This window comes from Stenotrophomonas sp. YJH_SMC_64 (genome assembly GCF_059371375.1).
This window is the reverse complement of the sequence record NZ_JCAFUN010000002.1, coordinates 230,193-255,691: the sequence shown is the minus strand read 5'-3', so window position 1 is coordinate 255,691 and position 25,499 is coordinate 230,193. Positions and strand designations below refer to the sequence as shown.

At 67.0% G+C, this 25,499-nt stretch carries 22 protein-coding genes; 9 read left to right on the top strand and 13 right to left on the bottom strand.

The window, feature by feature from the left end; all coding sequences use genetic code 11:
* Positions 1 to 44: 44 nt before the first annotated feature.
* Genes AC5P9L_RS02885 through AC5P9L_RS02875 form a run of 3 tightly spaced genes read right to left on the bottom strand, consistent with a single transcriptional unit; the run spans position 45 to position 2,285 of the window.
* Positions 45 to 992, bottom strand: coding sequence for a DMT family transporter (locus tag AC5P9L_RS02885; protein ID WP_012479593.1), 948 nt, complete (start codon positions 990 to 992; stop codon positions 45 to 47).
* 34 nt (positions 993 to 1,026) lie between these two features.
* Positions 1,027 to 1,845 (bottom strand): DUF72 domain-containing protein, encoded by an 819-nt coding sequence (locus AC5P9L_RS02880; protein WP_262101703.1) that lies wholly within the window; start codon positions 1,843 to 1,845, stop codon positions 1,027 to 1,029.
* Positions 1,842 to 2,285 carry a VOC family protein gene (locus AC5P9L_RS02875; RefSeq protein ID WP_005408713.1) on the bottom strand — a complete coding sequence of 148 codons (444 nt, stop codon included), beginning with the start codon at positions 2,283 to 2,285 and terminating at the stop codon, positions 1,842 to 1,844. The genes AC5P9L_RS02880 and AC5P9L_RS02875 overlap by 4 nt, the downstream gene beginning before the upstream one ends.
* A 110-nt stretch (positions 2,286 to 2,395) precedes the next feature.
* Here AC5P9L_RS02875 and AC5P9L_RS02870 point away from each other — a divergent pair, with 110 nt between their 5' ends.
* The 3 genes from AC5P9L_RS02870 (at position 2,396) to agp (ending at position 7,287) form a co-directional block, all read left to right on the top strand.
* The gene (locus AC5P9L_RS02870; protein WP_099485267.1) at positions 2,396 to 3,955 is read left to right on the top strand and encodes a serine hydrolase; all 1,560 of its coding nucleotides are present in this window, start codon (positions 2,396 to 2,398) and stop codon (positions 3,953 to 3,955) included.
* Positions 3,956 to 4,154: 199 nt separating this feature from the next.
* Positions 4,155 to 5,987 carry a multidrug efflux ABC transporter SmrA gene (gene smrA / locus AC5P9L_RS02865; protein ID WP_012479597.1) on the top strand — a complete coding sequence of 611 codons (1,833 nt, stop codon included), beginning with the start codon at positions 4,155 to 4,157 and terminating at the stop codon, positions 5,985 to 5,987.
* 67 nt (positions 5,988 to 6,054) lie between these two features.
* Positions 6,055 to 7,287 (top strand): bifunctional glucose-1-phosphatase/inositol phosphatase, encoded by a 1,233-nt coding sequence (agp, locus tag AC5P9L_RS02860; RefSeq protein ID WP_262101702.1) that lies wholly within the window; start codon positions 6,055 to 6,057, stop codon positions 7,285 to 7,287.
* Positions 7,288 to 7,296: 9 nt separating this feature from the next.
* Here the strand turns inward: agp and AC5P9L_RS02855 are convergent, their stop codons facing one another.
* Together AC5P9L_RS02855 and AC5P9L_RS02850 are read right to left on the bottom strand one after the other, a co-directional pair.
* A complete protein-coding gene (locus AC5P9L_RS02855) occupies positions 7,297 to 8,292 on the bottom strand; it encodes a polysaccharide lyase (protein WP_262101701.1) in 996 nt (331 codons plus the stop codon).
* Positions 8,293 to 8,437: 145 nt separating this feature from the next.
* Complete coding sequence (locus tag AC5P9L_RS02850; RefSeq protein WP_005408718.1) at positions 8,438 to 10,246, bottom strand: DUF885 domain-containing protein; 1,809 nt, start codon at positions 10,244 to 10,246, stop codon at positions 8,438 to 8,440.
* 112 nt (positions 10,247 to 10,358) lie between these two features.
* On the opposite strand from AC5P9L_RS02850, the gene AC5P9L_RS02845 reads away from it, so the two are divergent.
* Together AC5P9L_RS02845 and AC5P9L_RS02840 are read left to right on the top strand one after the other, a co-directional pair.
* Entirely contained in the window at positions 10,359 to 10,715 is a 357-nt protein-coding gene (locus AC5P9L_RS02845) for a GFA family protein (RefSeq protein WP_012479600.1), read from the top strand.
* A gap of 23 nt (positions 10,716 to 10,738) precedes the next feature.
* A complete protein-coding gene (locus AC5P9L_RS02840) occupies positions 10,739 to 11,527 on the top strand; it encodes a DUF4349 domain-containing protein (protein ID WP_005412726.1) in 789 nt (262 codons plus the stop codon).
* Positions 11,528 to 11,558: 31 nt separating this feature from the next.
* Here AC5P9L_RS02840 and AC5P9L_RS02835 read toward each other — a convergent pair whose 3' ends face one another.
* The gene (locus tag AC5P9L_RS02835) at positions 11,559 to 11,852 is read right to left on the bottom strand and encodes a hypothetical protein (RefSeq protein ID WP_005408721.1); all 294 of its coding nucleotides are present in this window, start codon (positions 11,850 to 11,852) and stop codon (positions 11,559 to 11,561) included.
* A gap of 68 nt (positions 11,853 to 11,920) precedes the next feature.
* Positions 11,921 to 12,865: a LysR substrate-binding domain-containing protein gene (locus AC5P9L_RS02830; RefSeq protein WP_005408722.1), complete on the bottom strand. Its 945-nt coding sequence runs from the start codon at positions 12,863 to 12,865 to the stop codon at positions 11,921 to 11,923.
* Positions 12,866 to 12,980: 115 nt separating this feature from the next.
* On the opposite strand from AC5P9L_RS02830, the gene AC5P9L_RS02825 reads away from it, so the two are divergent.
* Complete coding sequence (locus AC5P9L_RS02825; RefSeq protein WP_099490393.1) at positions 12,981 to 13,853, top strand: DMT family transporter; 873 nt, start codon at positions 12,981 to 12,983, stop codon at positions 13,851 to 13,853.
* A 576-nt stretch (positions 13,854 to 14,429) separates the two neighbouring features.
* On the opposite strand, the gene AC5P9L_RS02820 is transcribed toward AC5P9L_RS02825, so the two are convergent.
* Positions 14,430 to 15,332, bottom strand: a complete 903-nt coding sequence (locus AC5P9L_RS02820; RefSeq protein ID WP_111117848.1) for a peptidylprolyl isomerase — start codon at positions 15,330 to 15,332, stop codon at positions 14,430 to 14,432.
* A gap of 136 nt (positions 15,333 to 15,468) precedes the next feature.
* Here AC5P9L_RS02820 and AC5P9L_RS02815 point away from each other — a divergent pair, with 136 nt between their 5' ends.
* Positions 15,469 to 15,834 carry a PadR family transcriptional regulator gene (locus tag AC5P9L_RS02815; protein WP_005408726.1) on the top strand — a complete coding sequence of 122 codons (366 nt, stop codon included), beginning with the start codon at positions 15,469 to 15,471 and terminating at the stop codon, positions 15,832 to 15,834.
* The gene (locus tag AC5P9L_RS02810; RefSeq protein WP_049395934.1) at positions 15,831 to 16,820 is read left to right on the top strand and encodes a sensor domain-containing protein; all 990 of its coding nucleotides are present in this window, start codon (positions 15,831 to 15,833) and stop codon (positions 16,818 to 16,820) included. The genes AC5P9L_RS02815 and AC5P9L_RS02810 overlap by 4 nt, the downstream gene beginning before the upstream one ends.
* 111 nt (positions 16,821 to 16,931) lie before the next feature.
* Here AC5P9L_RS02810 and AC5P9L_RS02805 read toward each other — a convergent pair whose 3' ends face one another.
* Positions 16,932 to 18,239 carry a polyhydroxyalkanoate depolymerase gene (locus AC5P9L_RS02805; RefSeq protein WP_005408728.1) on the bottom strand — a complete coding sequence of 436 codons (1,308 nt, stop codon included), beginning with the start codon at positions 18,237 to 18,239 and terminating at the stop codon, positions 16,932 to 16,934.
* 93 nt (positions 18,240 to 18,332) lie between these two features.
* Complete coding sequence (locus tag AC5P9L_RS02800; protein ID WP_005408729.1) at positions 18,333 to 18,923, bottom strand: class I SAM-dependent DNA methyltransferase; 591 nt, start codon at positions 18,921 to 18,923, stop codon at positions 18,333 to 18,335.
* A gap of 187 nt (positions 18,924 to 19,110) precedes the next feature.
* On the opposite strand from AC5P9L_RS02800, the gene AC5P9L_RS02795 reads away from it, so the two are divergent.
* Complete coding sequence (locus AC5P9L_RS02795; RefSeq protein WP_005408730.1) at positions 19,111 to 19,566, top strand: CopD family protein; 456 nt, start codon at positions 19,111 to 19,113, stop codon at positions 19,564 to 19,566.
* A gap of 173 nt (positions 19,567 to 19,739) precedes the next feature.
* Here the strand turns inward: AC5P9L_RS02795 and AC5P9L_RS02790 are convergent, their stop codons facing one another.
* The 3 genes from AC5P9L_RS02790 to dnaE all read right to left on the bottom strand — a co-directional run bounded on the left by AC5P9L_RS02790 (position 19,740) and on the right by dnaE (position 25,337).
* Positions 19,740 to 20,699, bottom strand: a complete 960-nt coding sequence (locus tag AC5P9L_RS02790) for an acetyl-CoA carboxylase carboxyltransferase subunit alpha (RefSeq protein ID WP_114618491.1) — start codon at positions 20,697 to 20,699, stop codon at positions 19,740 to 19,742.
* 113 nt (positions 20,700 to 20,812) lie between these two features.
* Positions 20,813 to 21,682, bottom strand: coding sequence for a hypothetical protein (locus AC5P9L_RS02785; protein ID WP_106550365.1), 870 nt, complete (start codon positions 21,680 to 21,682; stop codon positions 20,813 to 20,815).
* A gap of 64 nt (positions 21,683 to 21,746) precedes the next feature.
* A complete protein-coding gene (gene dnaE / locus AC5P9L_RS02780; protein WP_114618490.1) occupies positions 21,747 to 25,337 on the bottom strand; it encodes a DNA polymerase III subunit alpha in 3,591 nt (1,196 codons plus the stop codon).
* Between the last annotated feature and the right edge of the window lie 162 nt (positions 25,338 to 25,499).

The window sequence follows — 25,499 nt, the reverse complement described above, 5'->3', positions numbered from 1 at the left end:
ACCTCGATCCGGATCCGGTAGATCCACGCCATGCGCGGATGCACTCAATCGGCGATGTTGCGTGCTTCGGCCGTGCCAAGGATTTCCGGGTGCTGCACCGGCTTGCGGCGATTCAGCAGCGGATGCAGGAACACCGCGCCGACGATGATCGCCACGCCCAGGTAGAACCACGGGGTGACCTCGTGCTGCTCGCGCAGCAGCACCACCGCCAGCACCACCGCATAGACCGGCTCCAGGTTGGTCACCAACTGCACCGTATAGGCGCTCAGGTGGCGCAGCGCGACCAGGGCCAGGGCGAACGGCAGCAGCGTGCAGAACCCGGCCAGCACCAGCAGCAGGATGCCATCGTGCAGATTCGGGACCACCCACAGCGGGCTGGCCAGTGCTGGCAGCAGGTAGGGCATCAGCGGTGCCAGCAGGGTCAGGGTGAGGGTGCCGGCACCCAGCTCCAGGGCGGTGACCGTGAGCGGATCGGCGTGGCTGACCATGCGCTTGTTGAGCGAGCCGAACACCGCCACCAGCAGCGCCGATATCGCGCCGATCAAGACACCCAGGCGCATGCCATCGGGCACGCCACCGACCACCAGCGCAACACCCGGCAGCACCGCCAGGCCGAACGCCAGTTCACGTAGCTGGAACGGCCGCTTGGCGACCCAGGGTTCGATGATCGAGGTGAACACCGGGGCCAGTGCAATGCAGGTGGCGGCCACCGAGGCATTGGCCAGTTTCACCGCGCCGTAGAAGGTCAGCCAGTGCAGGGCGACCAGCGCACCGATGCCGGCGTAACCGGCCACCAGTCGCAGGGGCAGGGTGCGCAGCCCGCGCCAGACCCGCGGCAGCAGGGCCAGCATCGCCGTCACCAGCAGCATGCGCCACCACACCAGCGGCAATGCGGGCAGGGTGATCAGCTTGCCGAGGATGGCGGTGACGCCCCACAGCAGGACACAGAAGTGGATCTGCCACAGCGCTTTGCGGGTGTCGGGTGTGCTCATCCGCCTATTGTGAGGCAAGGCGAACGTCGCAGCGCTACCCGCGTGTGGGATCGCTGCCCTGGTCAACCCGCCGCTGCAGGGCCATCGCCGCCGCCGGGTTGCGTGCCTTGCCCGCGCCGATGCACAGCAGGTAGACCTCGCGCGGGGTTTCCGGCGCTGGCGCGGCCAGGCAGGGCAGGTCATCCACCGGTTCGCCGCGTGACCAGCGGCGTGCGCGTTCGGCCCAGCGCTGCTGCACGGGCGCCGGCAGGCCCTCGTTCGAGCGCGCCTGGCTGCGCTTGATCCGCGCATAGACGAAGCCGGCACTGACATCGCCGTGCAATGGCGCCTCGTCGCTGTCCTCGATCACCAGCGCTACGCCGTGGCGGCGGGCGGCGTCGACCAGTGCCGGGCCATGTGCCTCGGCGTTGCGGACCTCCAGCGCATGCTGCAGCGGCACCCCTTCCAGATGCTTCGGCAGCTGTGCCATCAGCCGTTCCAGTGCTTCGGCGTCGGCCGGATGCCGTGGATCGAACTGCCACAGCAGCGGGCCCAGCCGGTCACCGAGCGCGGTCGCCGCCTGCAGGAAGGGCGCGGCCGCCTCGACCGTGCTGGACAGGTCGCGGCGCTGCACCAGGTAGCGTGGCGCCTTCATCGAAAACCGGAAGCCTTCCGGCGTCTGTGCGGCCCACTGCGCGCACTGCGCTGCAGTGGGCGTGCGGTAGAAGGTGCCGTTGATTTCGATGCAACGCAGCGCACGGCTGGCATGGGCCAGTTCTTCACGCTGCGGCAGGCCCACGGGGTAGAAAACGCCGCCGCGCCATTCGGGAAACACCCAGCCACCGATGCCGCAGCGGATCGCTCCGGCGGTCACTGGCCGTGGTCCGCGCGCCACGGGTCGTAGCTGCCGAACCACCACAGGTAGCCTTCCGGGTCGGCGCAGGCATAGCCACGGCCGCCGTAGTCCTGGTCGGCGATGTCGATGACGATTCGGGCACCGGCGGCCTTGGCCCGGGCGTAGTGCGCGTCGGCATCGGTGACGATCACGCAGGCACTCTGCGTCTGGCGGCCGCCGACCTCATCAGGCATCGCCGCATGCTCGCTCCACGCGCTCTGGTTGCTGGCCGAGCCCAGCATGATCATGCCGGTGCCGAAGGTCAGCTGCGCATGGAACACCGTATCGCCATCGGCGTAGACGGCCTGGGCATGGAAGCCGAAGGCGCGCTGCAGCCAGTCGATGGCAGCCTGCGCATCGCGGTAGCGCAGGCACGGAATGATGGTGGAGCCGCTGCTCGGTTGGCCGTTCTCGCCCATGACACCCCTCCTATGGCACAGGGCAGGGTGCAACGCAGAACGTTACCATCCCGCGAAACCCCGGTGACGGCCTGCACATGGCCGCCACCCCTGTTCGGAGATCGTGCTGGATGAAACCCTGGATTGGAGGAGCCGTGCTGCTGGCGTGCACGACCATGGCGAGCGCTGCCACCCCGGCGCAGCTGCAGGAGCTGGATGCAACCGTCGAGCGCGTGCGCGCGCAGTTCGACGTGCCCGGTATTGCGGTGGCGGTGGTCAAGGATGGCGAGGTGGTGCTGGAGCGCGGCTGGGGCGTGCGCGAGCAGGGCAAGCCGGAACCGGTGCAGGCCGATACGCTGTTTGCCATTGCGTCCAACACCAAGGCGTTCACCGCTACCTCGCTGAACCTGCTGGCCGAGGACGGCAAGCTGAAGATGGACGACAAGGTGATCGACCACCTGCCGTCGTTCCGCATGTCCGATCCGTTCGTGACCGGCCAGATGACGATCCGCGACCTGCTGTCGCATCGCAGCGGACTAAGCCTGGGCGCCGGTGACCTGTTGTTCTGGCCGACCACCTCCTACAGCAATGCCGAAGTGGTGGAGCGGCTGGGCAAGGTGCCGCTGAAGGGTGGATTCCGCGAGGGCTATGCGTACGACAACATCCTGTACGCGGTCGCCCAGCAGGTGATCGAGCATGTTTCCGGCATGAGTTACCAGCAGTTCCTGCAGACCCGCATCTTCGACAAGGTGGGCATGGCCGGCACGCGCTACAACGCCGATCACCTGAAGCCGGGCGACAAGGCCGCGGTCGGCCACGCCAAGTACGATTTCAAGGACCTGCGCACCGTCGCGCCGCTGACCTGGTCGAACAATGCCGGCGCCGGCGGCATCTATTCCAGCGCGCACGACATGGCGCGCTGGATGCAGGTGCAGCTGGCCGAAGGCAAACTGGCCGACGGCACGCCGTTGTTCTCCGAGAAGAGCCAGCAGCAGATGTGGCGGATGATCACGCCGCAGTCGATCCCGGCGCCGAGCGTGCCGGAGCTGGCACCGGCGCGGGCCAACTTCGCCGGCTATGGCGAAGGCTGGAGCCTGAGCGACTACCGCGGGCAGAAGCTGGTCTGGCACACCGGTGGCTGGCCGGGCATGGTTTCGCGGCTGACCCTGGTACCGGGCGAGAAACTGGGCGTGGTGGTGCTGACCAATCAGGAAGTGGGCGCGGCGTTCAATGCGATCACCCTGAGTGTGCTCGATGCCTACCTGGGCGGTGAAAAGCATGACTGGGTGGACGCCTATGCCAAGGCCGTGGCCAAGGGACAGGACAAGGCCGACGAGGCGTGGGCCAAGCACCAGAGCGCGCGCGACAAGGGCAGCAGGCCGTCGCTGGCGCTGGCCGGCTACACAGGCATGTTCCGCGACCGCTGGTATGGCGACATGCAGGTCAGTGCCGGGGGCAAGGGACTGCGCCTGCGCTTTGCCAGGACCGCGCAGCTGAGCGGACGCCTGGAGCACTGGCAGCACGACACCTTCATCGTGCGCTGGGACGACCGTTCGCTCAACGCCGACGCGTTCGTGAACTTCAGCCTGGACCCGGACGGCAAGGTGCGCGAGGTGCGCATGCAGCCGATTTCCGACCTGACCGATTTCAGTTTCGATTTCCAGGACCTGCTGTTCACCCCAGTGAAATGACGCCGCCGGGCGTGGCCCGGCGCTGACGTTTGACGAATCCGATGGGTAGTGTCGGCCGCTGGCCGGCAACCTCATGATCCCCGGATGCGTCGCAAGGGTGCCGGCCAGCGGCCGGCACGACCGCAGCCGCAGCGATCGTCGGCCGGCGTACACATGCGGCATGGGATACTCCGCCAGCTAAAGATGGCGAGGGAATGCGATGTTCCGTTGGTTTGAATCCCTGATTCCGGTGTTCCCGCCCGTGGACGGGCGGATGCCTCCGCGCAAGGTGCTGCCGTTCTACCTGCACTACCTGCGCCCGGTGTGGCCGGTGCTGCTGGCCACGCTCATCGCCGGCCTGCTGCTGGCGCTGGTGGAAGTGGCGATGTTCGATTACCTGGGCCGCATCGTCGACATGGTCGCCGAGCAGCCCGGTGCCGACTTCTTCAAGCGCCATGCCAACGACCTGGGCTGGATGCTGTTCATCACGGTCATCGCGCGTCCGATCCTGGTCGGCCTGCACAACCTGCTGGTCAACCAGGCCATCGTGCCCGGCCTGAGCAACCGCTCGCGCTGGTTGATGCACAACTATGTGGTGCGGCAGAGCCTGAGCTTCTTCCAGAACGACTTCGCCGGCAGCGTCGCCAACCGGGTGATGCAGACCGGTACCTCGCTGCGCGAGTCGGCGGTGCAGATGGTCGATTCGCTCTGGTACATCGTGGTCTATACCGGCACCGCGCTGTACCTGTTCGCGCAGGCCGACTGGCGGCTGATGGTGCCGCTGATCCTGTGGCTGCTGGCCTATGCGGTGATCATGGTCTACTTCGTGCCGCGCGCGAAGGAACGGGCCTGGATTGCGTCCGAAGCGCGTTCCAAGGCGATGGGCCGCATCGTCGATGGCTACACCAACATTCCCACGCTGAAGCTGTTCGCCCATGGCGGGCGCGAGCAGGCCTACGTGGCCGAGTCGATCCAGGAACTGGCGGTCAAGCACCGCGCGCAGACCCGGGTGACCACCGGCATGGACCTGACCATCGCCATCGTCAACGGTTTCCTGATCGCCGGTACCTGTGGGCTGGCGCTGTGGCTTTGGAATGGCGGCCACATCACCGTCGGTGCGATCACGCTGGCGACCGGCCTGGTGATCCGCATCCACAACATGTCCGGCTGGATCATGTGGACCATCAACGGCATCTTCGAGGACATCGGCACGGTGCAGGATGGCATCACCACCATCGCCCAGCCGCTGACCGTGCAGGACCGCGAGGATGCAGTGCCGTTGCAGGTGACCCGTGGCGGCGTGCATTTCCAGGACATCCACTTCCACTACGGCAAGAAGGGTGGCGTGATCGCAGGCCTGGACCTGGTGGTGAAGCCGGGCGAGAAGATCGGCCTGGTCGGTCCTTCGGGGGCCGGCAAGTCGACCCTGGTCAATGTGCTGCTGCGCCTGTACGACCTGGAAAGCGGCCGCATCCTGATCGACGGCCAGGACATTGCCTACGTCACCCAGGAAAGCCTGCGCCAGCAGATCGGTGTGGTCACCCAGGACACCTCGCTGCTGCACCGCTCGATCCGCGACAACCTGCTGTACGGCCGTCCAGACGCAACCGATGAGCAGCTGCGCGCTGCGGTGGCCAAGGCACGTGCCGAAGCCTTCATCGATACGCTGGTGGACGGGCAGGGGCGTCGTGGCTACGACGCACATGTCGGCGAGCGCGGCGTGAAGCTGTCCGGTGGCCAGCGCCAACGCATCGCCATTGCCCGCGTGCTGCTGAAGGACGCCCCGATCCTGGTGCTGGACGAAGCAACCTCGGCACTGGACTCGGAAGTGGAAGCGGCCATCCAGGACAGCCTGGATGAGCTGATGGGCGGCAAGACGGTGATCGCGATCGCGCACCGGCTGTCGACCATCGCGCGCATGGACCGGCTGGTGGTGATGGACCAGGGACGCATCGTGGAGACCGGCACCCATGCCGAGCTGATTGCGGCCGGTGGCCTGTACGCACGGTTGTGGGCGCGGCAGACCGGTGGATTTGTTGCTGCCGATCAATGATCGCTTCGGGGTCGGATCCCTTTCCGCAGGAAAGGGCTCTGACCCCAGCGTGTTTCCGGAGACCTGCATGATCCGCCCCCTGCGCTCCCTGTTGCTGGCACTCAGCCTGGTTGCCACGGTTGCCACGGTTGCCACGGCTGCGCCGGCACCCATGGACGGCGACCAGCTCGAGCAGGTCGTCCTGCTCAGCCGTCACAACCTGCGCGCGCCGGTGGTAGCCTCCGGCGCGCTCGCCAACGCGACGCCCGAGACCTGGCCGCGCTGGGAGGTGGCACCGGGCGAGCTGACCACCAAGGGAGGCGTGCTGGAGGTCTACATGGGCCGCTACGTCGCCCAGTGGCTGCGCCAGGCGCAGCTGCTGCCGGGGTCGGGTTGCCCGCAGCCGGCTGACTTCCACGCCCATGCCAACAGCCTGCAGCGCACCCAGGCCACCGCGCAGTTCTTCGTTGCCGGTGCTTTTCCGGGCTGCCATGTTGCGGTCGAACAGCGCATGCCGCTGGGCTCGATGGATCCGTTGTTCGATCCGGTGATCCACAACGGTGACACGACCTTCCGCACGCGCGCGCTGGAATCAATGCAGCGAGCGCTGGCCGCAGCGGACCTGGCACCGGCTCTGTCCGTGGTGGAAGAGATCACCCGCTATCCGCAGTCGGCGGCATGCAAGGGGCACAGCGACTGCCATCTGGCGCTGGCCGATACGACCTTCAGTACGGAACCGGGCAAGGAGCCTCGCGCGTCCGGATCACTGGCGCTGGCCAGCGGGCTGGTCGATGCCTTGTTGATGGAGCACTACCAGGGCAGTGGCATCCCCCGCGAAGGCTGGGGCCGGTTGACCACCGAGGCGCAATGGCAGGCGCTGGCGCAGATCCGCAACCGCTACCAGGACATCCTGTTCGGAACGCCCGAGGTGGCGCGGGATGTGGCCGCTCCGCTGCTGACAAGAGTGAATGCGTTGTTCGACGACCCGGCGTCGCCGAAGGTGACCCTGCTGGTCGGTCACGATTCCAACATCGGCTCGGTGCTGGCGGCGTTGGGAATCAGCGACTACAGCCTGCCGGGGCAGTACGAGAAGACACCGATCGGTGGCCTGCTGCAGTTCGAACGCTGGCGTGATCGCCACAGCGGGGTGGAACGGATCCGCCTGGCCTACGTCTACCCGACCACCGCGCAGCTGCGCGATGCGCTGCCGCTGGCCAACGCGCAGCCGCCGGGCCGCGTCGTGCTGCGTGTGCCGGGGTGCGCGACTCAGGGGTGCACCGTCGCCGAGTTCCAGCGCCTGCTGCATCCGAAAGCCCGCTGAGGCGCGCTGCTAACGCAGCGGCGTGCGCACGATGCCATGCGTGGCCATCAGCGTAAGGTCGCCGCCCAGCCGTGGCGAGTGGAACGGGCCGCGTGCATGCGCGGCATCGAACAGGCCGCTATCCGGTGATCGCAACCGGTAGAACTCGACCCAGCCGCTGGCCTGCAGGGGCAGCTGTGCAACGCCGGTGTGCTGGTTGAACCATGCAGGGTCCTTGCTGCCTTCGATGACGCGGAGGGCAAGGCGGTCGATCGCGTGGTTCCTGCTGGCATACCAGTCCTGGCCGCGCAGACGCGCCAGCTCGGCCATCATCACCAGTGGCGCCAATGCGTAGTCGTGGTAGTGCAGGGCCCGTTGCCCGCGGGCCATCTCCAGCGGCAGGCTGCCATCGTCCTGGATGTCATCGATGCCCTTCTGGAACGCGGCGTGGCCGGCCTGCCACAGGGCATCGTCGTCGGTGGTCAGGCCGGTGGCCAGCACGCCCAGCCCGCCCCAGTAGTAGTGGTTGTTGCGGCGCCGTTTCGGATTGTCCCAGTACGCCAGATTGGCCCGTGCCAGCTTCTGCAGCCACGGATCGATACGCGCACGCTGCTGCGGGTTGGCCTGGTCATGCACTTTCAGGTAGGCCATGGCTACCGCATCGAGCATCCACTGCCGCATGTAGAACGACTGATCGTTATTGACCCGGATCATCTGCCCGAGCATGGCGCCGTCGTCGGCCCACGCACCCAACCAGCTCAGCGTGCACTGTGCCGCTTCCGGGTCACTGGTGCGCAGGTAGTCATCGCTCATGCGCGCCACGTCGGCGGCATAGCGGTCCAGCGGTGCAGTGGCGTCCTTGTTCTGCTGCTGCAGTGCCGGGTCGATCACCGAGCCGACCTTGTCGGTGTAGTAGCCAATCGCGCGGATGTCCGGCTGGCCGGGCGGCGGCGCGGGGCAGGCGGCGAAGGCACTCGCACTGGCCAGCAGCGTGGGCAGCAGGGCGAGGCGCAAGGGGAGAGACATTGGAAACCGGCGGAAGGGGGAATCCGGCGAACGATGCGCCTGGCCATGTTGCCGGCATGTGATGCGGAGATGGCTTGGCGATCCCCCACATACAGATCGGCCCGGGTTTCCCCGGGCCGCTCCGCTTCAACTCACACCACCCCGATCACTCGATCGGCTGGTCCAGCATCAGCTGGCGTGCGAAACGCACCGGGGGTGCGCCGTAGGACAGTACCTGGTCGTGGTACGCCTTCAGGTTGAACTTGTCGCCCAGCTTCTCCTGCACCGCCTTGCGGGTGTCGAAGTGTTCCTGCGCACCGACGAAGTAGGTCGGTAGCTGCGCCGAGGTCAGCTGTGCACGCACCCACTTGCCCGCCGCTTCGCTTTCCTGCTGGAACGCGTCGTGGGTCATCAGGTGCATTGCCTTCTCGCGATCCCAGTTGTCCACGTGCACGCCCTGGTCGAGGATCGCGTTGGAGATCGTGCGCAGGTAGAACTTCAGCTGCACCAGGTGGAACAGCGGGTCGTTGTTGAGGTAACCCTGCTCCTGCATCATGCGCTCGGTGTAGACCGCCCAGCCTTCGGCGAACAGGCCCGAACGCAGCACCGCACGCAGGGTGGAGGGGAACTTGGCCGAATGCCAGCCTTCCAGGTAGTGGCCCGGGGTGCCTTCGTGGATGCTCAGCAGGTGGATCATGCGCGAGTTGTACTCACGCAGGAACGAGTCGACCTGCTTGTCGTTCCAGTCGTCCGGAATCGGCGACACGGCGTAGAAGGTCTTCAGGTTCTTGTCCAGCGGACCCGGTGAATCACAGTAGGCCACGGCCACGCCACGCTGGAATTCCGGCATCAGGATGATGTCCACCGGCGCGTCGGGCAGCGTCATCAGATCGTGCTCGCGCACGAACGCGGTGGACTGCTCCAGTGCGGCCTTGGCATCGTCGACGACCTTGTCGCGTGCCGGCTTGTCGGCGTAGGCCAGCTCCAGCGCAGCTTCAATGGCCTTCTGCTGCTGCTCGTCGGTCGGCTGGGCCGGCATCTCCGGCGCACCCGGCTTGTCCTTCAGCACGGTCTGCGCGATGCCGTACATGTCTTCGCGCACGCGCTTGAGTTCGGCGCGTGCACGCTCACCGATCTCCTGGCGCGACAGCGAGGAGCTCAGCGCGAACTTCAGCTTCTGGTCGTACTTTTCCGCACCGATGCGGAAGTCGCCCTTGGCATTCGGCACCAGGGTCTTGTCCAGCCAGGTCTGCTGCTCGTCCACCGCCTTCTTCAGGCCGTCGATGGCGGCCTGCAGGCGCTGCTGGTCGGCCTGCGGCAGTTCACCGATGTGCGGGGTGATGAAGGTATCGACGATGCTGAGGATGCCCTTGTTCTGCTTGGCCACCGTTTCGGCGTGGATCTTCGGCACCCGTGCCGGATCCAGGTTCTCGCGGGCCTGGGCGAAGATCGCCGGCAGCTTTTCCATGCGCGCGGTGGCCGACTTCAGGCGCTCCGGCAGCGGCGCGAACTCGCGCGCCATCAGGCCGTAGATCGCGCTGCCGGCAATGCCGTTGTACAGCTGCGGGTCCCACTTGCCGGACTGCAGCACTTCGGCGTTCCATATTTCCGACTGCAGCTGGTTGCGCAGGATCGCTGCGTCCACCTGGTTCTCGCGGCCCAGCTTGGCCACCTCGATCTTGTCCAGCTCGCCCAGCAGCGCCTTGTAGGCTGCCAGGGTCTTCTGCTGGCCGGCGGCACTGAGGTCGTCCAGCTCGCTGTCGTAGCGGTGGTCACCGATCTGGGTAGCGCTGACCGGCGACAGCTGCATCCAGGTGTCCAGGGCGCGCTTGGACAGGTCGGCGAAGGCGGCATCGACCGCCGCGTCACCGGCCTGCTGGCTGGTGGCCGGGGTGGAAGCGTTGGTCGGGGCGTCGGCCGGCTGGCAACCGGCCAGCGCGGCGACCAGGGCGAGGGCAAGAAGATGCGGGCGCATCGGCGTTCCTGTACAGGGTCAAACCCTGAGCATAGGGCCGCGTGGCTGCTTTGTCCCCGTGCCATAGGATTACCATGGGCGCAGACAAGGACCCTCCAAAGGAGCGCAGAACATGGAATACCAGGGAAGCTGCCATTGCGGCAGGATCGCATTCACCGTACAGGCCGGGGCGCCGATCAGCGACGTCATCGACTGCAACTGCTCGATGTGCCGCCGCCGTGGCAGCCTGCTGTGGTTCGCCCCGCGCGAAGCGTTCCAGCTGAGCACCGATCCGGCGGACGTGGCCACCTACCACTTCAACAAGGCCCACATCGACCATCACCATTGCCGCGAATGCGGCATTGCCCCCTACAGCGAGGCGGTGGATCCACGCAGCGGTATGCCGATGGTGGCGGTGAACGTGCGCTGCGTGCCTGCAGTGGATCTGGCCACGCTGGCGGTGACCTCCTACGACGGGGCCGCACTGTGAGGCCGGTGCGCGCGTGGACGTGCATGGCAGCAATGCCGGTGCTGCTGCTGGCGCTGGGCGCCTGCGCCAAGCAGGGCGACATGGCGGCGGATGCGGGCGCCACGGCGGCCGAGGCTGCCATCGCTTCACCGGAAGGCGCATTCCTCGCCTACGAACACGACGTGCAGGTGCAACTGGAAGCGGCGCAGATCGCACCGCGCATCCAGCAGGTGGCACAGGCCTGCCAGAGCGCGAAGTTCGGTGACTGCGCGGTGCTGCAGGTAGACCAGCGCAGCGGCGAGCAGCCCAGCGGCGAGGTCAAGGTGCGGATTGCACCGAAGGGCACCGAGCCGTTGATCGCGTTGGCCGGTGAGGGCGGCACGCTGCAGTCGCGCAACACGCGTGCCGAGGACCTCGCGCAGGCCGTGGCCGACACCGCGCTGACCAAGGCGCGGCTGGAGAAGGAACACGCGCGGCTGCTGGCCTACCAGGACCGCAAGGACCTGAAGATCGAGGACCTGATGGCGATCACCACGCGGCTGTCCGAGATCGAGGCGGGTGTCGAGCAGGCCAGCAAGGATGCCGCGCAGCAGCGCCGGCGCATCGATACCCAGCTGGTGACGATCCATTTCGATACCACGTCCGGCCAGCGCAGCCGCAGCGAGATCGGCGAGGCGCTGAGCGAGTCGGGCAGCATCCTCAGCACCAGCGTTGCGTTCCTGATCCGAGCCGTTGCCGCGCTGCTGCCGGTGGCGGTGCTGGCCTTGATCGCGGCCTGGGGTGTGCGGGCATGGTGGCGCCGCCGCCGTCGCAAGCTGCCGCCCAACCTCTGAGATGGGGGCTGATGCCGGCAGCCCGCCGGCATCAGCCCTCGTCGGTCTCGTACTCGACGAACACATCCAGCTCCAGCGCCAGTTCCTGCACTGCGTCGCGCACCTTCTGCGCGGTGCTTTCATTGCCGACTTCCACTTCCAGCTCATGGATGCCCGGGCCGATGTCGTCGGACAGCCCGGCCGAGCTGGAATCGTCGTCGTCCATGTGCGGCATCAGATCGTCGGTTTCCTCGACATGCTCGATGCCCTCCAGGCCGAGCAGCAGGTCGCTGATGGCACGGGCGTCGTCTTCAGTTCCGGTGATGCGCAGTCGCAGCATGGCCATGGCGTAGGTACGTTGTGGAGTTGCCTGCAGCCTAGCCAGCGCCGGGCAAAGAACGGGTGAGGGTGCAGTCAGGCGCGTGTGGCCGGGCGTCCGAGCAGGCTGTCCGGCAATGCGGGAATCGGTGTGCGTTCGTCCTGCGCCTGCTCCAGCAGCCAGTCGATGAACAGGCGTGCGGCCGGGCTGGGCGGTTGTCCTTCGGCATGCACTACGTGATACGCATAGCGCGCCTTCAGTGCCGGGCCGGGCAGGCGCACCACCTCGTAGCGCTGCAGATAGGGCTGGGCGATGTGGGTTCGCGCCAGCACCGCGCCCATGCCATACACCGCTGCACGCATCGCATCGGTGCTGTCGGCGAAGGTGTGCATGGGCGGCAGCGGCGACGGCGTGCGCACGCCGGCGTGGCGGAACCAGTCGCGCCAGCCCTGCGGCGACAGGTCGGTGAGCAGCGGCAGGTCGGCGATGCGCGCCGGATCGACCAGCGTTTCGACGCCGGCCAGTGCCGGTGAGGCGACCGGGAACAGGTAGTCATCCATCAGGTGCTGCGCACGCAGGCCGGGCCATTGGCCCAGGCCGTAGCGGATGCCCACTTCCGGGCCGTTGTCGTCATAGCGATCCAGCCCGCTGCCGGTATGCAGTTCGATGCGGATGTGCGGGTAGGCCTGGGTGAAGCGCGGCAGCCGTGGCAGCAGCCAGCAGTAGGACAGCGAGCGCAGCGTGGTGATCCGCAGCGGCACGCTGTCGGCATCCGGCTGCAGGTGATGGGCGACGGCCGCGACATCGGTGAAGGCGGCGCTGGCGGCGTCGGCCAGTTGCCGGCCCTCGGCAGTCAGGCGCACGCCACGCGCGTGGCGCAGGAACAGGCGCACCTCGAGCACCTCTTCCAGGCGGCGCACGTGGTGGCTGACCGCGCTGGCGGTCAGGTGCAGCTCCTGCGCGGCCTGGGCGAAGTTCTGGTGGCGCGCGGCGACCGCGAACACGGCCAGTGCGGGTAGCAGGGAAGGGCGTAGCAGCATGTCGAGCCTCAAACCATATTTGTGGCTGGCAGCGATACTACGCGCTTGTGCGGCGGGCGTCTGCGCCTGATCCTATTCCCCTTGGCGAGGAATTGACGATGTACGGAGGCAAGGCATGAATGCGGTCCCACAGGCGGCCGAGCGCGATTGGCGCACGCCGCTGGAATTGACCCTGTTGGGCGCCATCTGGGGCTGCTCGTTCCTGTTCATGCGGGTGGCGGTGCCGTCGTTCGGCCCGTTCGCGCTGGTCGAGGTGCGGCTGGTGCTGGGTGCGCTGGTGCTGCTGCCGTTCCTGTGGCGCGCCCGCGCGCAGTTCCCGCCGCGGCGCTGGCTGTGGCTGGCGCCGATCGGCCTGATCAACTCGGCGTTGCCGTTCGTGTTGTTCGCCTATGCAGCGGAACAGGCGCCGGCGGCGATCGGCGCGATCTGCAATGCGATGACCGTGCTGTTCGCCGCGCTGATCGCCTTCCTGTTCTTCGGCGAGAAGATCGGCATGCGCCGCGCCGGTGCCTTGCTGGTTGGCTTCGCTGGCGTAGTGGTGCTGGCCACCGCCAAGGTTTCCGGCCTGAGTATCGGCACCGCGGTGCTGGCCGGTGCGGCGGCTTCGCTGCTGTACGGCCTGGGCGTGAACCTGGTGAAGCGGCACATGACCGGCCTGCCGTCGGCGGCAGCGGCGGCGGCAACGCTGTCGTGTGCCTCGCTGTGGATGCTGCCGATGGCGGTGAGCCACTGGCCGCAGGCGGCGATTCCGCTGAAGGCCTGGGGCGCGGCCGTCGCACTGGGCGTGGCCTGCACCGGGCTGGCGTTCCTGATGTTCTACCGCCTGATCGGCCGTATCGGCCCGTCACGGGCGTCGACGGTGACCTACCTGATTCCGCTGTTCGGCGCGGCGTTTGCGTGGTTGTTCCTGGGGGAGGCGGTGACGGTGCAGATGTTGATTGCGGGTGTGTTGATTCTGGGTAGCGTGGCGGTGAGCCAGAAGGGCTGAGGAATTGGCGTTTTGCGCGTTGCGCGTGCTGAAGGTGCTTCACTGTTCATGGGCGTTACTTTTCTTTGTACGCAAAGAAAAGTAACCAAAAGAAACGTTCCGCCGGCCGCGAGCCGGTGCTGCGCACCGGTGCCCTGCGCTCCTCGGCCCGTCGAGGGACGGCGCGGGAACTCGCTGCGCTCAGACACCCGCGCCTCTTCGCCCTCGCCGGACCTGCGGTGCTCGGCTCGCTCAAGGCGGATCCAAGATCAAAGGCAGAAGCGGTCGCTTCGCTCGCCGGGCCCGGCCCGGCACTACCATGCATCGTCGTGCAGCTGTGGCTCTTGACCTTGGGTCCGCCTTGAGTGAGCCGAGCATCGCAGGGGAATCAGGGGCGAAGAGGTGCCGATGTCTGAGCGCAGCGAGTTCGGCACCGTCCCCTGATTCACCGAGAAGCGCAGGGGACCGACGTGCGAAGCACGGCGGCTCGCGACCTGGCGGCGCGTTTCTTTTGGTTACTTTTCTTTTCGCGCGAAAAGAAAAGTGACGCCCATGAACAGTGAAGCACCTTCAGCACGCGTCACGCGCAGGAAACCATCAGCGCACCGGCACCGGAATATTGCACAGATCGATATGCCCGGCCGGACGCTTGTAGAAATCATCCACGCGGTTGCGCCGCGCCTCCACCGTATCGGCGAAGGTCTTCGAGTCGGTACGCAGTACCTGGATCGGCGTGCGCTCGGCTGCCGGCACATCGCTGGCGCGGCGGATCGACACGATCGGCGTGCGCAGTTTCGGGTCTTGGTAGAAGCCCATCGGCGCGGGCCCGCGCGGTGTTGCGCTGAGCAGTTCCATGCCCTTCAGCACGCGGCCGACCACAGTGATGTTGCGGTCCAGCTGGCGCGGCGACTGGCCGGTCACCACGTACAGTTCGGCACCGATGCTGCTGTCTTCCTCGTTGCTGCGGCCGGCGCCGAGCATGCCGTAGCAGTGCGCCAGCCAGGCCTTGCCGGCCTGCGGGTCCTGGCCCACCGGGAAGCCGTCGACGAAACCGGTCTGCGCGGCCCAGCCATCGCGGTCGGGCAGCACGCTTACCTTCAGGCCCGCGCTGGCACGTTCGAATTCGGCCGGCAGCTTGCGCGCGGCACTGCCGAACGGCCTGGCCTTGGCCGCGTCATCGGCGTCGGCATCGCCGAACTGCACCACGAAGTTGTCCTGTGAGCGGTAGATGCTGGTGCCGTCCCAGAAGTGCTCATGGGCGAAGGTCTGGATGTTGGCGACATGGCGCGGGGCGAACTGCGGCGCCAGCTCGATGATCACCCGTCCAGCCGGCAGGTCCATGTACAGCAGGTTGGCCGGGTCCGGGGTACGCCAGTCGCTGGCCGCGGAGGCATCAAGGATCTGCTGCGGGCTGCGGTAGGGCGTTGCCGCGCTGGCCAGCGAGGGCAGCAGGCAGGCCAGGGCGAGGGCGGTCAGGGCAAGACGGCGACGGTGCGGCATGGGATCCCCGGAACATGAACGAGGCTTCGATTCTGCGCGAGCGGCCCGGCCACGCCAACCGGCACGATGACTAACGACACATTCGCTATACCGAACTTCGTACTACTGTGGACTTCAACGTAGTGGAGGGCCGGTCATGTCCGAGGACGATGTCCAGCTGAAGAAGTTCCAGAAGGAGCTCAGCGCCGGAACGGTGTCGCTGGCCCTGCTGGCGGTGCTGGCCCGGGCCGGGGAGCCGCTGTACGGCTACCTCATTGCCAAGGAGCTGGAGCGGGTGGGCGAGGGCGTGCTGAGCGGCAAGCAGAGCGCGCTGTACCCGGTGCTGCGCAACCTGGAGGCTGCCGGTCTGCTGGAAAGCCACGTGGAGCCGTCCAGCAGCGGTCCGCCGCGGCGCTACTACCGCATCAATGAACGTGGCCGCGAGGTGCTGGCGCAGTGGCGCCACGCCTGGCAGGCCACCCGCGATTCCGTCGATTCCGTGTTGGAGGGGGTACCGCAATGAACGACCCGAGCCTGGCAGGCCGAGCCCTGCCCACGACCATCCCGCAGTACCTGGCGCAGCTGCGTGTGGCGCTGGAAGGTGCCGACCCGGCGATGGTGCAGGACGCGCTGTACGACGCCGAGGAATACCTGCGCTCGGAGCTGGCGGCGCAGCCCGGCCGCAGCGAGGCCGAGGTGATCGCCGACGTCGCTGGCAGCTATGGCGCCCCGGACGAAGTGGCCGAGATCTATCGCGAGACCGAAGTGACGGTGAACCGCGCGCTGCGTACGCCACGTGCAGATACCGCGCCGGTGCTGCGCGCGGCGGCGGAAGCCAGTGGCGTCGAGCCGGCCGCACCGCCGCCGGCGCCGGTGCAGCGCTCGCTGCTGGCGCGCTTCTTCGGTGTGGTGACCGATCCGCACACCTACGGTGCGCTGTTCTACATGCTGCTGTCGCTGGCCACCGGCATCTTCTTCTTCACCTGGGTGGTGACCGGCCTGTCGCTGTCGCTGGGCCTGCTGATCCTGATCGTGGGCATTCCGCTGACCGTGCTGTTCTTCGGCTCGGTGCGCGGGCTGGCGCTGCTGGAAGGGCGGCTGGTGGAAGCGCTGCTGGGAGAACGCATGCCGCGCCGTCCGCGTTACACCGATCGCAGCCGCACCTGGCTGCAGCGCATCGGCGACATGTTCACCGATGGCCGCACCTGGCTCACCCTGCTGTACTTCGTGCTGATGCTGCCGCTGGGCGTCATCTACTTCACCCTCGCGGTGACGCTGCTGTCGCTGTCGCTGAGCCTGATCTGGGCGCCGGTCGCGGCGATCTTCAGTGGTGACATTCCGGGCGTGTACGTCGATGGCGTGAACGTACTGCCGATGGCTGCATCGCCGCTGGTGGCGATCACGGTTGCTGCGGCGGGCGCGCTGCTGCTGCTGCTGACGATGCATCTGGCACGCGGCATCGGCAAGCTGCACGGGCTGATCGCCAAGAACCTGCTGGTGCGGTTGTAACAGGCCAGGGGTCGGATCCCTGTTCGCAGAACAGGGCTCTGACCCCGGATCCCATCATGCTGGGGTCAGAGAGCCCTTTCCGTTGGAAAGGGATCCGACCCCTGCCGGGAATCAGCCCGCCTTTCGCCGCAACGGGGTGACGTTGCTCTTCTTCTTCGTGGCCTTCGCCGCCGGTGCTTCGGCATGCGCGGCGAAGAAGTCGCGCACCTTCGGGTACACCACTTCGCGCCAGCGACGGCCGCTGAAGATGCCGTAGTGGCCGGCACCTTCGACGATGAAATGCTCACGGCGGTCCGCAGTGATGCCGGTGCACAGCGCCTGTGCGGCTTCGGTCTGGCCGAGGCCGGCGATATCGTCCAGCTCGCCCTCGATGCTCAGCAGCGCGGTATCGCGGATCGCCGACGGATCGACCTTCTCGCCGTTGACCACCCACTCACCACGCGGCAGCAGGAAGTCCTGGAACACCACGCGGATCGTATCCAGGTAGTACCTGGCCGGCATATCCAGCACCGCGTTGTACTCGTCGTAGAAACGACGGTGCGCGTCGGCGTCTTCCAGGTCGCCCTTGACCAGGTCGGTATAGAAATCCCAGTGCGAACTGAAGTGGCGGCTCGGGTTCATCGACAGAAAGCCGGCGTGCTGCAGGAAGCCCGGGTACACGCGGCGACCGGCGCCGGGATAGCTGGCCGGCACGGTGTGGATGACGTTGTTCTCGAACCACGACAGCGGGTTCTGCGTGGCCAGGTTGTTCACTGCGGTCGGGCTGCATCGCGCATCGATCGGGCCACCCATCATCACCAGCGTGCGCGGCGTCGGTTCGCCACGGCTGGCCATCAGCGAAACCGCGGCCAGCACCGGTACGGTCGGCTGGCACACGCTCACCACGTGCAGGCGCTCCACGCCGAGGTGGCGGATGAATTCCTGGATGTAGGCGATGTAGTCGTCCAGGCCGAATTCGCCTTCGCTGGCTGGCACCATGCGCGCATCCACCCAGTCGGTAACGTACACGCGGTGGTCGCGCAGCAGCGTGCGCACGGTATCGCGCAGCAGCGTGGCATGGTGGCCTGACAGCGGCGCAACGACCAGCACGAACGGCTGGTTGAGCATCGTGTGCAGCTGGTCGGCTTCATTGCTGTGGCGCTTGAAGCGCAGCAGCTTGCAGAACGGCTTGCTTACTTCCTCGTGCACGACGATCGGCACGCGTTCGCCATCGACGTCGATTTCGTTGATGCCCCACTCGGGCTTCTCGTAATCCTTGCCGATGCGGTGGAAGAGTTCATTGACCGCCGCCAGGCGATCAGCGCCGGGCATCTGCGACCACCAGTGCCCCTGGTTGGCGAAGAACCTGGCGTTGGCCTGGGCCTGGTGCACCCAGGGGGCGAGCAGGTTGCGGGTCAGTTCGTGCAGTTGATAGAGCATGACGACCGAATATGTATGGTCATATGTTGCCGCGCAGCATATCCCATCCGGGTGTCCCGCAGGTTAAGTCGGCTGAAAATAATGAATCTGGATTCACATCCGTTCCAGCGCGGCCGCATCGCCTGCCAGGGCGGGGCCGAGCCAGCAGTGCGACCCCACCGGCTGCAGGCCATGCCGGGCCAGCGTGCGGCGGTACCAACGCGCCGGGCGCGCCTGGAAGCCGTCGTGGTCGCCTTCGAACGCGTCCTCGGCGGCGAAGGTCTCCAGGAAGGCCACGCCGCCCGTCAGCTCTGCCACGCCGGCCAGTCCGGCGCGCAGCTCGCGGTCGGGCACGTAGTGCATCACGTCCGAGCAGACCAGCAGGTCGACCGGGGCACAGGGCCGCAGCCAGGCGAAATCGCCGAAGCGGGCCATGTGCAGGTTGCGGGTCCTGCCGTAGCGGCGCACAGCGTACTCGCTGCTGTCGAAGCCGAGGTATTCGACCTTCGGACGCAGCTTCAGCAGCGGTGCGCGCCAGGCGCCTTCGCCGCAGCCGATGTCCAGCACGCTGCGGATCGGTCGTTCCAGGTAGTACTCGGCACTGGCCACGGCCAGGGCGACCTTTCGCGCCAGGCGGGCGCTGCCGCCGATGTCGGCACGGCGGTACCAGCGTTGGAAATAGGCGGCGTCGTAGGTCTTGTCCATGGGGCGGTGCGCGATCGGGGAAAACGGCGCCTATCGTACGGTGTTACGCCCCCGGGTGTGGCGGGCCTGCAGTAGAGCCACGCCATGGGTGGCTGCCATGCTGCGGCGATTGGACGCGGCAGCCACCCATGGGGTGGCTCTACTGCGACAATGGGTACCCATCTACGCCAGCCGCCGGAGCGAGCGCATGCAGAGCTACTACTGGGTCAAGACCTTCCACATCGTGTTCGTGGTGGCGTGGATGGCCACGGTGTTCTACCTGCCGCGCATCCTGGTGAACCTGGCCGAGACTGCGGGCCAGCCGGCGGTGACCGAGCGCCTGCAGCTGATGGGCCTGCGCCTGTACCGCTTCGGCCACTCGATGTTCGGCCTGGCATTCCTGCTGGGCCTGGTGCTGTGGCTGGGCTACAAGGTCATCCCCGATTTCCCGACCATGGTCGCGCCTGGTGGCGCCGGCTGGCTGCATGCCAAGCTGGGACTGGTGGTGCTGCTGCTGGTGTACTTCGGCTGGATCGGCCGCCTGCTCAAGGGCGTGGCCAAGGGCAGGGCGCTGCCGTCGTCGCGCGCGCTGCGCTGGATCAACGAGATCCCGCTGCTGGCCTTCATTCCGATCGTATGGCTGGTGCTGGCCAAGCCGTTCTGAGGCGGGGTCATCTGCACCCGGTAGATCCACGCCATGCGTGGATGCCGTCAGGGCGCAAACGAAAGCGCCGGGCAAATGCCCGGCGCTTTCGTTTCTGCAATCACCTGCGTGTTGCCGGCCAGCGGCCGGCTCTACCAGGCCTACCTGCATGCTGGCCAGCGGCCGGCACTACCTCAGGCGGCTTCGTAGGTGCCGTAGCTGCGCAGGCGCGCGTAGCGCTGCTCCAGCAGCTGCTCGGTGGACAGCTTGTCCAGCGCATCCAGTTCGTTCAGCAGCACGGCCTTCAGGCGCTTGGCCATCTGCGTCGGGTTGCGGTGGGCGCCACCTGTCGGCTCGCGCACGACCTTGTCGACCAGGCCCAGGCTCTTCAGGCGCGGGGCGGTCAGGCCCAGCTGCTCGGCAGCGTCCTTGGCCTTGCCGGCGTCCTTCCACAGGATCGAGGCGCAGCCTTCCGGGGTGATGGTCGAGTACACCGAGTACTCCAGCATCACGGTGCGGTCGCCCACGCCCAGCGCCAGCGCGCCGCCGGAGCCGCCTTCACCGATCACGGTGCAGATGATCGGCACCTTCAGTTCGGCCATCTCGATCAGGTTGCGTGCGATCGCTTCGGACTGGCCGCGCGATTCGGCGTCGATGCCCGGCCAGGCGCCGGCGGTGTCGATCAGGGTCAGCACCGGCAGGCCGAAACGCTCGGCCATCTTCATCAGGCGCAGGGCCTTGCGGTAGCCCTCCGGCTTGGGCATGCCGAAGTTGCGCTTGATCTTTTCCTTGGTGTCGCGGCCCTTCTGGTGGCCGATCACCATCACGGAACGGCCATTGATGCGGGCCAGGCCGCCCATGATGGCCTTGTCGTCGGCGAAGGCGCGATCACCGGCCAGTTCCTGGAACTCATCGCAGATGATGCGCAGGTAGTCGGCGGTGTACGGGCGCGACGGGTGGCGGGCCAGCTGCAGCACCTGCCACGAGGTCAGGTTGCGGAAGATCTGCGCGGTGCGCATGCGCAGCTTGTCCTGCAGCGCGTGCACTTCCGCCTCGACATTGACCGCCGGCCCGGCACTGGCGTTGCGCAGTTCCTGGATCTTGGCTTCCAGGTCGGCGATGGGTTGCTCGAAGTCGAGGTAGTTCGGATTCATCGGAAGCCGTCGTGTAAAGAAGAGGGGAATTCTAGCCGAATGCGTGCAAACCACCCGTACGCCCTCGTCTGGAAGGCGACGGTAGCGCAGCCAGGCAGGGGGCGCCAGTCAGTTCAGGGCACCACCAGGGCGCTGCGGCCCATCAACTGGCTGCGCTGGGAGACGAAGTCGTTGTAGGCCTCGTTGGCCTCCCGGCCCAGCCCGCTGCCCAGCGTGGCGGTGGCCGAGGTGAAGGCCATCTGCGCGGCGAAGTCCTGCTTGCGCAGGGCCTTCTGTTCATCGGCGGTGGTGGCCTTCAGCCAGTGCGCATAGACCTCGCGCAGCGGCCCGGCGTGGGTCTCGAAGGCCGGTACCAGCGCCGGCAGGCTGGCCGGGGCCGGTTCCAGGCTGTAGGCCGGGGCCACGTAGCCGGCCGGCTGCTCGCGCTTGAACGCACCCGGCTCGCCCATGCCTTCTTCGACGTAGGCGATGAAGTCGGGGGCGGTGAACACCTTGGCCACGATCTGGCCACCGCTGGAGTCGACGTGGGCCACCACCTTTTCCTTCGGGAAGGGCTCGCGCACGCCGTAGGTCCAGGTCTTGTCGATGAACAGTTCGTGGTGCTTCTCGAACGGGCCTTCGAAGTCGACGCCACCCAGCTCGATGCCGGCCTTGCCGGTGCCGAAGTTCTTCAGCTTGCTCTCGTCGGTGACGTAGATCTCGCGGGCGACCACGTACTCGCTCAGGGTCGGGTTGATCAGTCCGCCGCGGCCATCGACGTAGACGATGAAGCGCACGTCGCCCAGTTTGTCGGTGTGCAGGCGGTGCTCACCGACGGCGAGCGAGATCGGGCGCGAACCCTGTGCGGCCACCGGCAGGTCCTTGCCATCGATGCTCAGTGCCAGCGGCGTGTCGGTCGGGTTGTCGATCTGGAACTCGATCTTCGACGGCGAGCAGGCGGCCAGGGCCAGAGCGGCGGCAAACGGGAACAGCAGGGTCTTCATGGGCAATCGTCCTTGATACTTGGAACGGGGAAACAGGGGGTTCAGGAAAACCAGGGAGCCAGCCTCAGCTGGCCCACGGTGGGCTGTAGCGCACCTTCAGCGTGCGCACGGCCGGGTCGGCGCGCAGCGCCTCCATCAACTTGGAATCGATGCGCACCGCGCTTTGCCCGGAGACATCGAGCATGCCGGCGACGCCGCCCTGCGGACCCTTCAGCAGCAGGTCCAGGCGCAGGGGGGTGCGTCCGGGGCGATGGCGGTCGAGCAGGGCGTCGATGCGCTCCCAGACCGGGCGCTGCTGGCGCAGGTCCAGGCGCAGCGACAGCCGCGTGGCGTAGTTGGCGCAGACCTCATCGAAGTCCCAGCACTGGCGGATGCGCAATGCGTAGCCGCCGTTGAATTCGTCCTCGCGCAGGCCACCCTTGACCACCAGGATGCGGTCCTTGGTCATCAGGTGCCCGAACTCGGCCATCGCGTCGGAGAACGCGCTGCACTCGACGCGGCCGCGGCCATCTTCCAGCTGGATGAAGATCTGGCTCTCGCCCTTGCGGCGCACGCCGACCACCTGGCCGGCCAGCACGGTCTGCACTTCCGGGCGCCAGCGCTTTTCGCCGCCACCGCCGCCACCGCTGTTGGCGCTCCAGATCTTCTCCACCGAGCCCAGATCGTTGCCGACCAAGTCGCGCACATCATCGCGCCAGGGATCGAACGGGTGGCCGCTGAGGTAGAAGCCCAGCGTGTCGCGCTCGCCGTTCAGGCGCTGCAGCAACGGCCATTCCTCGGCCTCGGGCAGGTCCAGCTGGATTGTGGTCGCGCTCGGGTCCGGGCCGCCGAACAGCGAGTTCTGCCCCGAAGCACGCTCGCGTGCCATCTGGTCGGTGGCCTTGATCACCTCCGGCAGCTGCAGCATCAGCGAGGCACGGTTGCGACCGAGCTCGTCCAGCGCACCGCAGTTGATCATCGCTTCCAGCGTGCGCCGGTTGAGCTTGGCCGAGCCGACGCGGGTGCAGAAGTCGAGCAGGTCCTTGAACGGGCCGCCCTTCAGCCGCTCCTCGACCACCGCCTCGCAGGCACCCTGGCCGACGCCCTTGATCGCACCGAGGCCGTACTGGATGGTGTCCGGGGTGACCGCTTCGAACATGAAGGCCGATTGGTTCACCTTGGGCGGCAGCACGGTCAGGCCAAGGTTGCGCACCTCGTCGAGGAAGCCGACCACTTTGTCAGTGTTGTCCAGGTCGGACGACAGCGTGGCCGCCATGAACTCGGCCGGGTAGTGGCGCTTCAGCCACGCGGTCTGGTAACTGACCAGCGCGTAGGCGGCCGCGTGCGACTTGTTGAAGCCGTAGCCCGCGAACTTCTCCATCAGGTCGAAGATGGCATCGGCCTTGGCTTCGTCCACGCCGTCCTTGGCCGCGCCCTCGCGGAAGATCTCGCGATGCTTGGCCATTTCGGCCGGCACCTTCTTGCCCATCGCACGGCGCAGCAGGTCGGCGCCGCCCAGCGAGTAGCCGCCGACGATCTGCGCCATCTGCATCACCTGCTCCTGGTACACCATGATGCCGTAGGTGTCTTTCAGGATCGCTTCGGTGCGCGGATCGGGATAGATGATTTCTTCCTGGCCATGCTTACGCGCATTGAAGGAGGGAATCAGGTCCATCGGGCCGGGGCGGTACAGCGACACCAGCGCGATCAGGTCTTCGAAACGGTCGGGACGCGCGTCCTTCAGCAGGCGGCGCATGCCCGAGGATTCGAACTGGAACACTGCGCCCGTATTGCCGTTGGCGAAGATGTCCTTGTAGGTGGGCGTGTCGTCCAGCGGAATCGCGGCGATGTCCACCGGCGGGATGCCGGCGCGCTCATGGCGCTTGTTGATCGCCTTCACCGCCCAGTCGATGATGGTCAGCGTGCGCAGGCCGAGGAAGTCGAACTTCACCAGGCCCACTTCTTCCACGTCGTTCTTGTCGAACTGGGTGACGGGGTTCTTGCCGAGACCGTTCTCGTCGTGTTCGGCGTACAGCGGGCAGAACTCGCTCAGCGGTTCGGGCCCGATCACCACGCCACCAGCGTGCTTGCCGGCGTTGCGGGTCAGGTCTTCCAGCTGCAGCGCCAGGTCGATCAGGTCGCGGACATCGTCCTCGGTCTCGTAGCGCTGGATCAGTTCCGGCGACGCCATTTCCGAGCTGGGGCCTTCCTTGCCCTTGCCCAGTGCATCCTTCAGGTGGATGCCGAGGATGTTCGGGATCAGCTTGGAAACACCGTCGACCAGGCCGTACGGGAAGCCGAGCACGCGGCCGGAGTCGCGCACCACCGCCTTGGCGGCCATGGTGCCGTAGGTGATGATCTGGCTGACGCGCTCGCGCCCGTACTTGCGCGCGACGTAGTCGATCACCTCGTCGCGGCGGTCCATGCAGAAGTCGATGTCGAAGTCGGGCATCGACACGCGTTCCGGGTTCAGGAAGCGCTCGAACAGCAGGTTGTACGGCAGTGGGTCCAGATCGGTGATCTTCAGCGCCCACGCCACCAGCGAACCGGCACCCGAACCACGGCCCGGGCCGATCGGGATGCCCTGGTTCTTGCCCCACTGGATGAAGTCGGCCACGATCAGGAAGTAGCCGGGGAAACCCATCTTGATGATGGTGTTGAGCTCGAACTCCAGGCGCTCGAAATAATCTTCGCGGGTCTTGCCCGGCGCCAGCGGATTCTTCTCCAGGCGCTCTTCCAGGCCGTCGCGCGACATCTTCTGGATCCAGGTGTCCAGGGTCTCGTCGTCGGGCACCGGGTAATTGGGCAGGAAGTAGGTGCCCAGCCGCATCTCGATGTTGCAGCGCTCGGCCAGCGCCAGCGTGTTGTCGATGGCATCGGGAATGTCGGCGAACAGCGCACACATCTCTTCGGCCGATTTCAGGTACTGCTGGTCGCTGTACTCGCGCGGGCGCTTGGGGTCGTCCAGCACGCGGCCGGTGGAAATGCACACGCGCGCTTCGTGCGCGCTGAAATCGGTGGGCGCCAGGAAGCGCACATCATTGCTGGCCACCACCGGCAGGCCACGCTGGCCGGCGGCCATCAGCGCGAACTGGTTGAAGGTTTCCTCGCCCTCGCGGCCGGTGCGGGTCAGCTCCAGGTGCAGGCCATCGCCGAACACGCGCTGCCAATCGGCCAGCTGCTGCTCGGCCAGTTCATGCTTGCCGTCCAGCGCCAGGCGCCCGGCCAGGCTCTGCCGGCCGGCCAGCGCGAACAGGTTGGCGTTGCCGGCCTTCAGCCAGTCCGGATGGATGGCCACGCCGCCTTCGGGGCGATGGCCTTCCATCCACGCGCGGGTCAGCAGCCGCGACAGGCTCAGGTAGCCCTCGCGGTCGCGGCACAGCAGGGTCATCCGCCACGGATCCTGCCCTTCCTCGGCGATCAGCACGTCGGCGCCGGCGATAGGCTTGATGCCCACGCCTTCGGCCGCCTTGTAGAACTTGACCAGGGCGAACAGGTTGTTGAGGTCGGTCACCGCCAGCGCGGGCAGGCCGAGTTCGACCGAGCGTGACAGCAGGTTGGCCTGCTTGGCCTTCTTCGGGTCCGCCTGGTCCGGCTTGGCCGGCACACGGATGGTGGAGTCCGCCAGCGAGAACTCGGTGTGGACGTGGAGATGTACGAAGCGGGAGTTGGACATGCCGGACCAGGTTGGAGCGCGCGGGCCCCGGGTGCTGACGGGGGAATCGTCGCCGGGGTCGGGAAGCGCTGGAGTGCCCGGTCAGGGTAGCGAGGGCTGGAGGGCGCGACAAGCTCTTGACGGCATGCGATATCGCATCCGCGCTATCGCTCCCCACGGTTC

Coding starts and splice junctions, on each gene's coding strand:
- agp (WP_262101702.1), top strand. CDS start 6,055: ATGATCCGCCCCCTGCGCTCCCTGTTGCTGGCACTCAGCCTGGTTGCC.
- AC5P9L_RS02855 (WP_262101701.1), bottom strand. CDS start 8,292: ATGTCTCTCCCCTTGCGCCTCGCCCTGCTGCCCACGCTGCTGGCCAGT.
- AC5P9L_RS02820 (WP_111117848.1), bottom strand. CDS start 15,332: ATGCCGCACCGTCGCCGTCTTGCCCTGACCGCCCTCGCCCTGGCCTGC.
- AC5P9L_RS02800 (WP_005408729.1), bottom strand. CDS start 18,923: ATGGACAAGACCTACGACGCCGCCTATTTCCAACGCTGGTACCGCCGT.
- AC5P9L_RS02830 (WP_005408722.1), bottom strand. CDS start 12,865: ATGCTGCTACGCCCTTCCCTGCTACCCGCACTGGCCGTGTTCGCGGTC.
- AC5P9L_RS02785 (WP_106550365.1), bottom strand. CDS start 21,682: ATGAAGACCCTGCTGTTCCCGTTTGCCGCCGCTCTGGCCCTGGCCGCC.
- smrA (WP_012479597.1), top strand. CDS start 4,155: ATGTTCCGTTGGTTTGAATCCCTGATTCCGGTGTTCCCGCCCGTGGAC.
- AC5P9L_RS02795 (WP_005408730.1), top strand. CDS start 19,111: ATGCAGAGCTACTACTGGGTCAAGACCTTCCACATCGTGTTCGTGGTG.
- AC5P9L_RS02885 (WP_012479593.1), bottom strand. CDS start 992: ATGAGCACACCCGACACCCGCAAAGCGCTGTGGCAGATCCACTTCTGT.
- AC5P9L_RS02825 (WP_099490393.1), top strand. CDS start 12,981: ATGAATGCGGTCCCACAGGCGGCCGAGCGCGATTGGCGCACGCCGCTG.
- AC5P9L_RS02815 (WP_005408726.1), top strand. CDS start 15,469: ATGTCCGAGGACGATGTCCAGCTGAAGAAGTTCCAGAAGGAGCTCAGC.
- AC5P9L_RS02870 (WP_099485267.1), top strand. CDS start 2,396: ATGAAACCCTGGATTGGAGGAGCCGTGCTGCTGGCGTGCACGACCATG.
- AC5P9L_RS02805 (WP_005408728.1), bottom strand. CDS start 18,239: ATGCTCTATCAACTGCACGAACTGACCCGCAACCTGCTCGCCCCCTGG.
- AC5P9L_RS02840 (WP_005412726.1), top strand. CDS start 10,739: ATGGCAGCAATGCCGGTGCTGCTGCTGGCGCTGGGCGCCTGCGCCAAG.
- AC5P9L_RS02835 (WP_005408721.1), bottom strand. CDS start 11,852: ATGGCCATGCTGCGACTGCGCATCACCGGAACTGAAGACGACGCCCGT.
- AC5P9L_RS02790 (WP_114618491.1), bottom strand. CDS start 20,699: ATGAATCCGAACTACCTCGACTTCGAGCAACCCATCGCCGACCTGGAA.
- AC5P9L_RS02875 (WP_005408713.1), bottom strand. CDS start 2,285: ATGGGCGAGAACGGCCAACCGAGCAGCGGCTCCACCATCATTCCGTGC.
- AC5P9L_RS02810 (WP_049395934.1), top strand. CDS start 15,831: ATGAACGACCCGAGCCTGGCAGGCCGAGCCCTGCCCACGACCATCCCG.
- dnaE (WP_114618490.1), bottom strand. CDS start 25,337: ATGTCCAACTCCCGCTTCGTACATCTCCACGTCCACACCGAGTTCTCG.
- AC5P9L_RS02850 (WP_005408718.1), bottom strand. CDS start 10,246: ATGCGCCCGCATCTTCTTGCCCTCGCCCTGGTCGCCGCGCTGGCCGGT.
- AC5P9L_RS02845 (WP_012479600.1), top strand. CDS start 10,359: ATGGAATACCAGGGAAGCTGCCATTGCGGCAGGATCGCATTCACCGTA.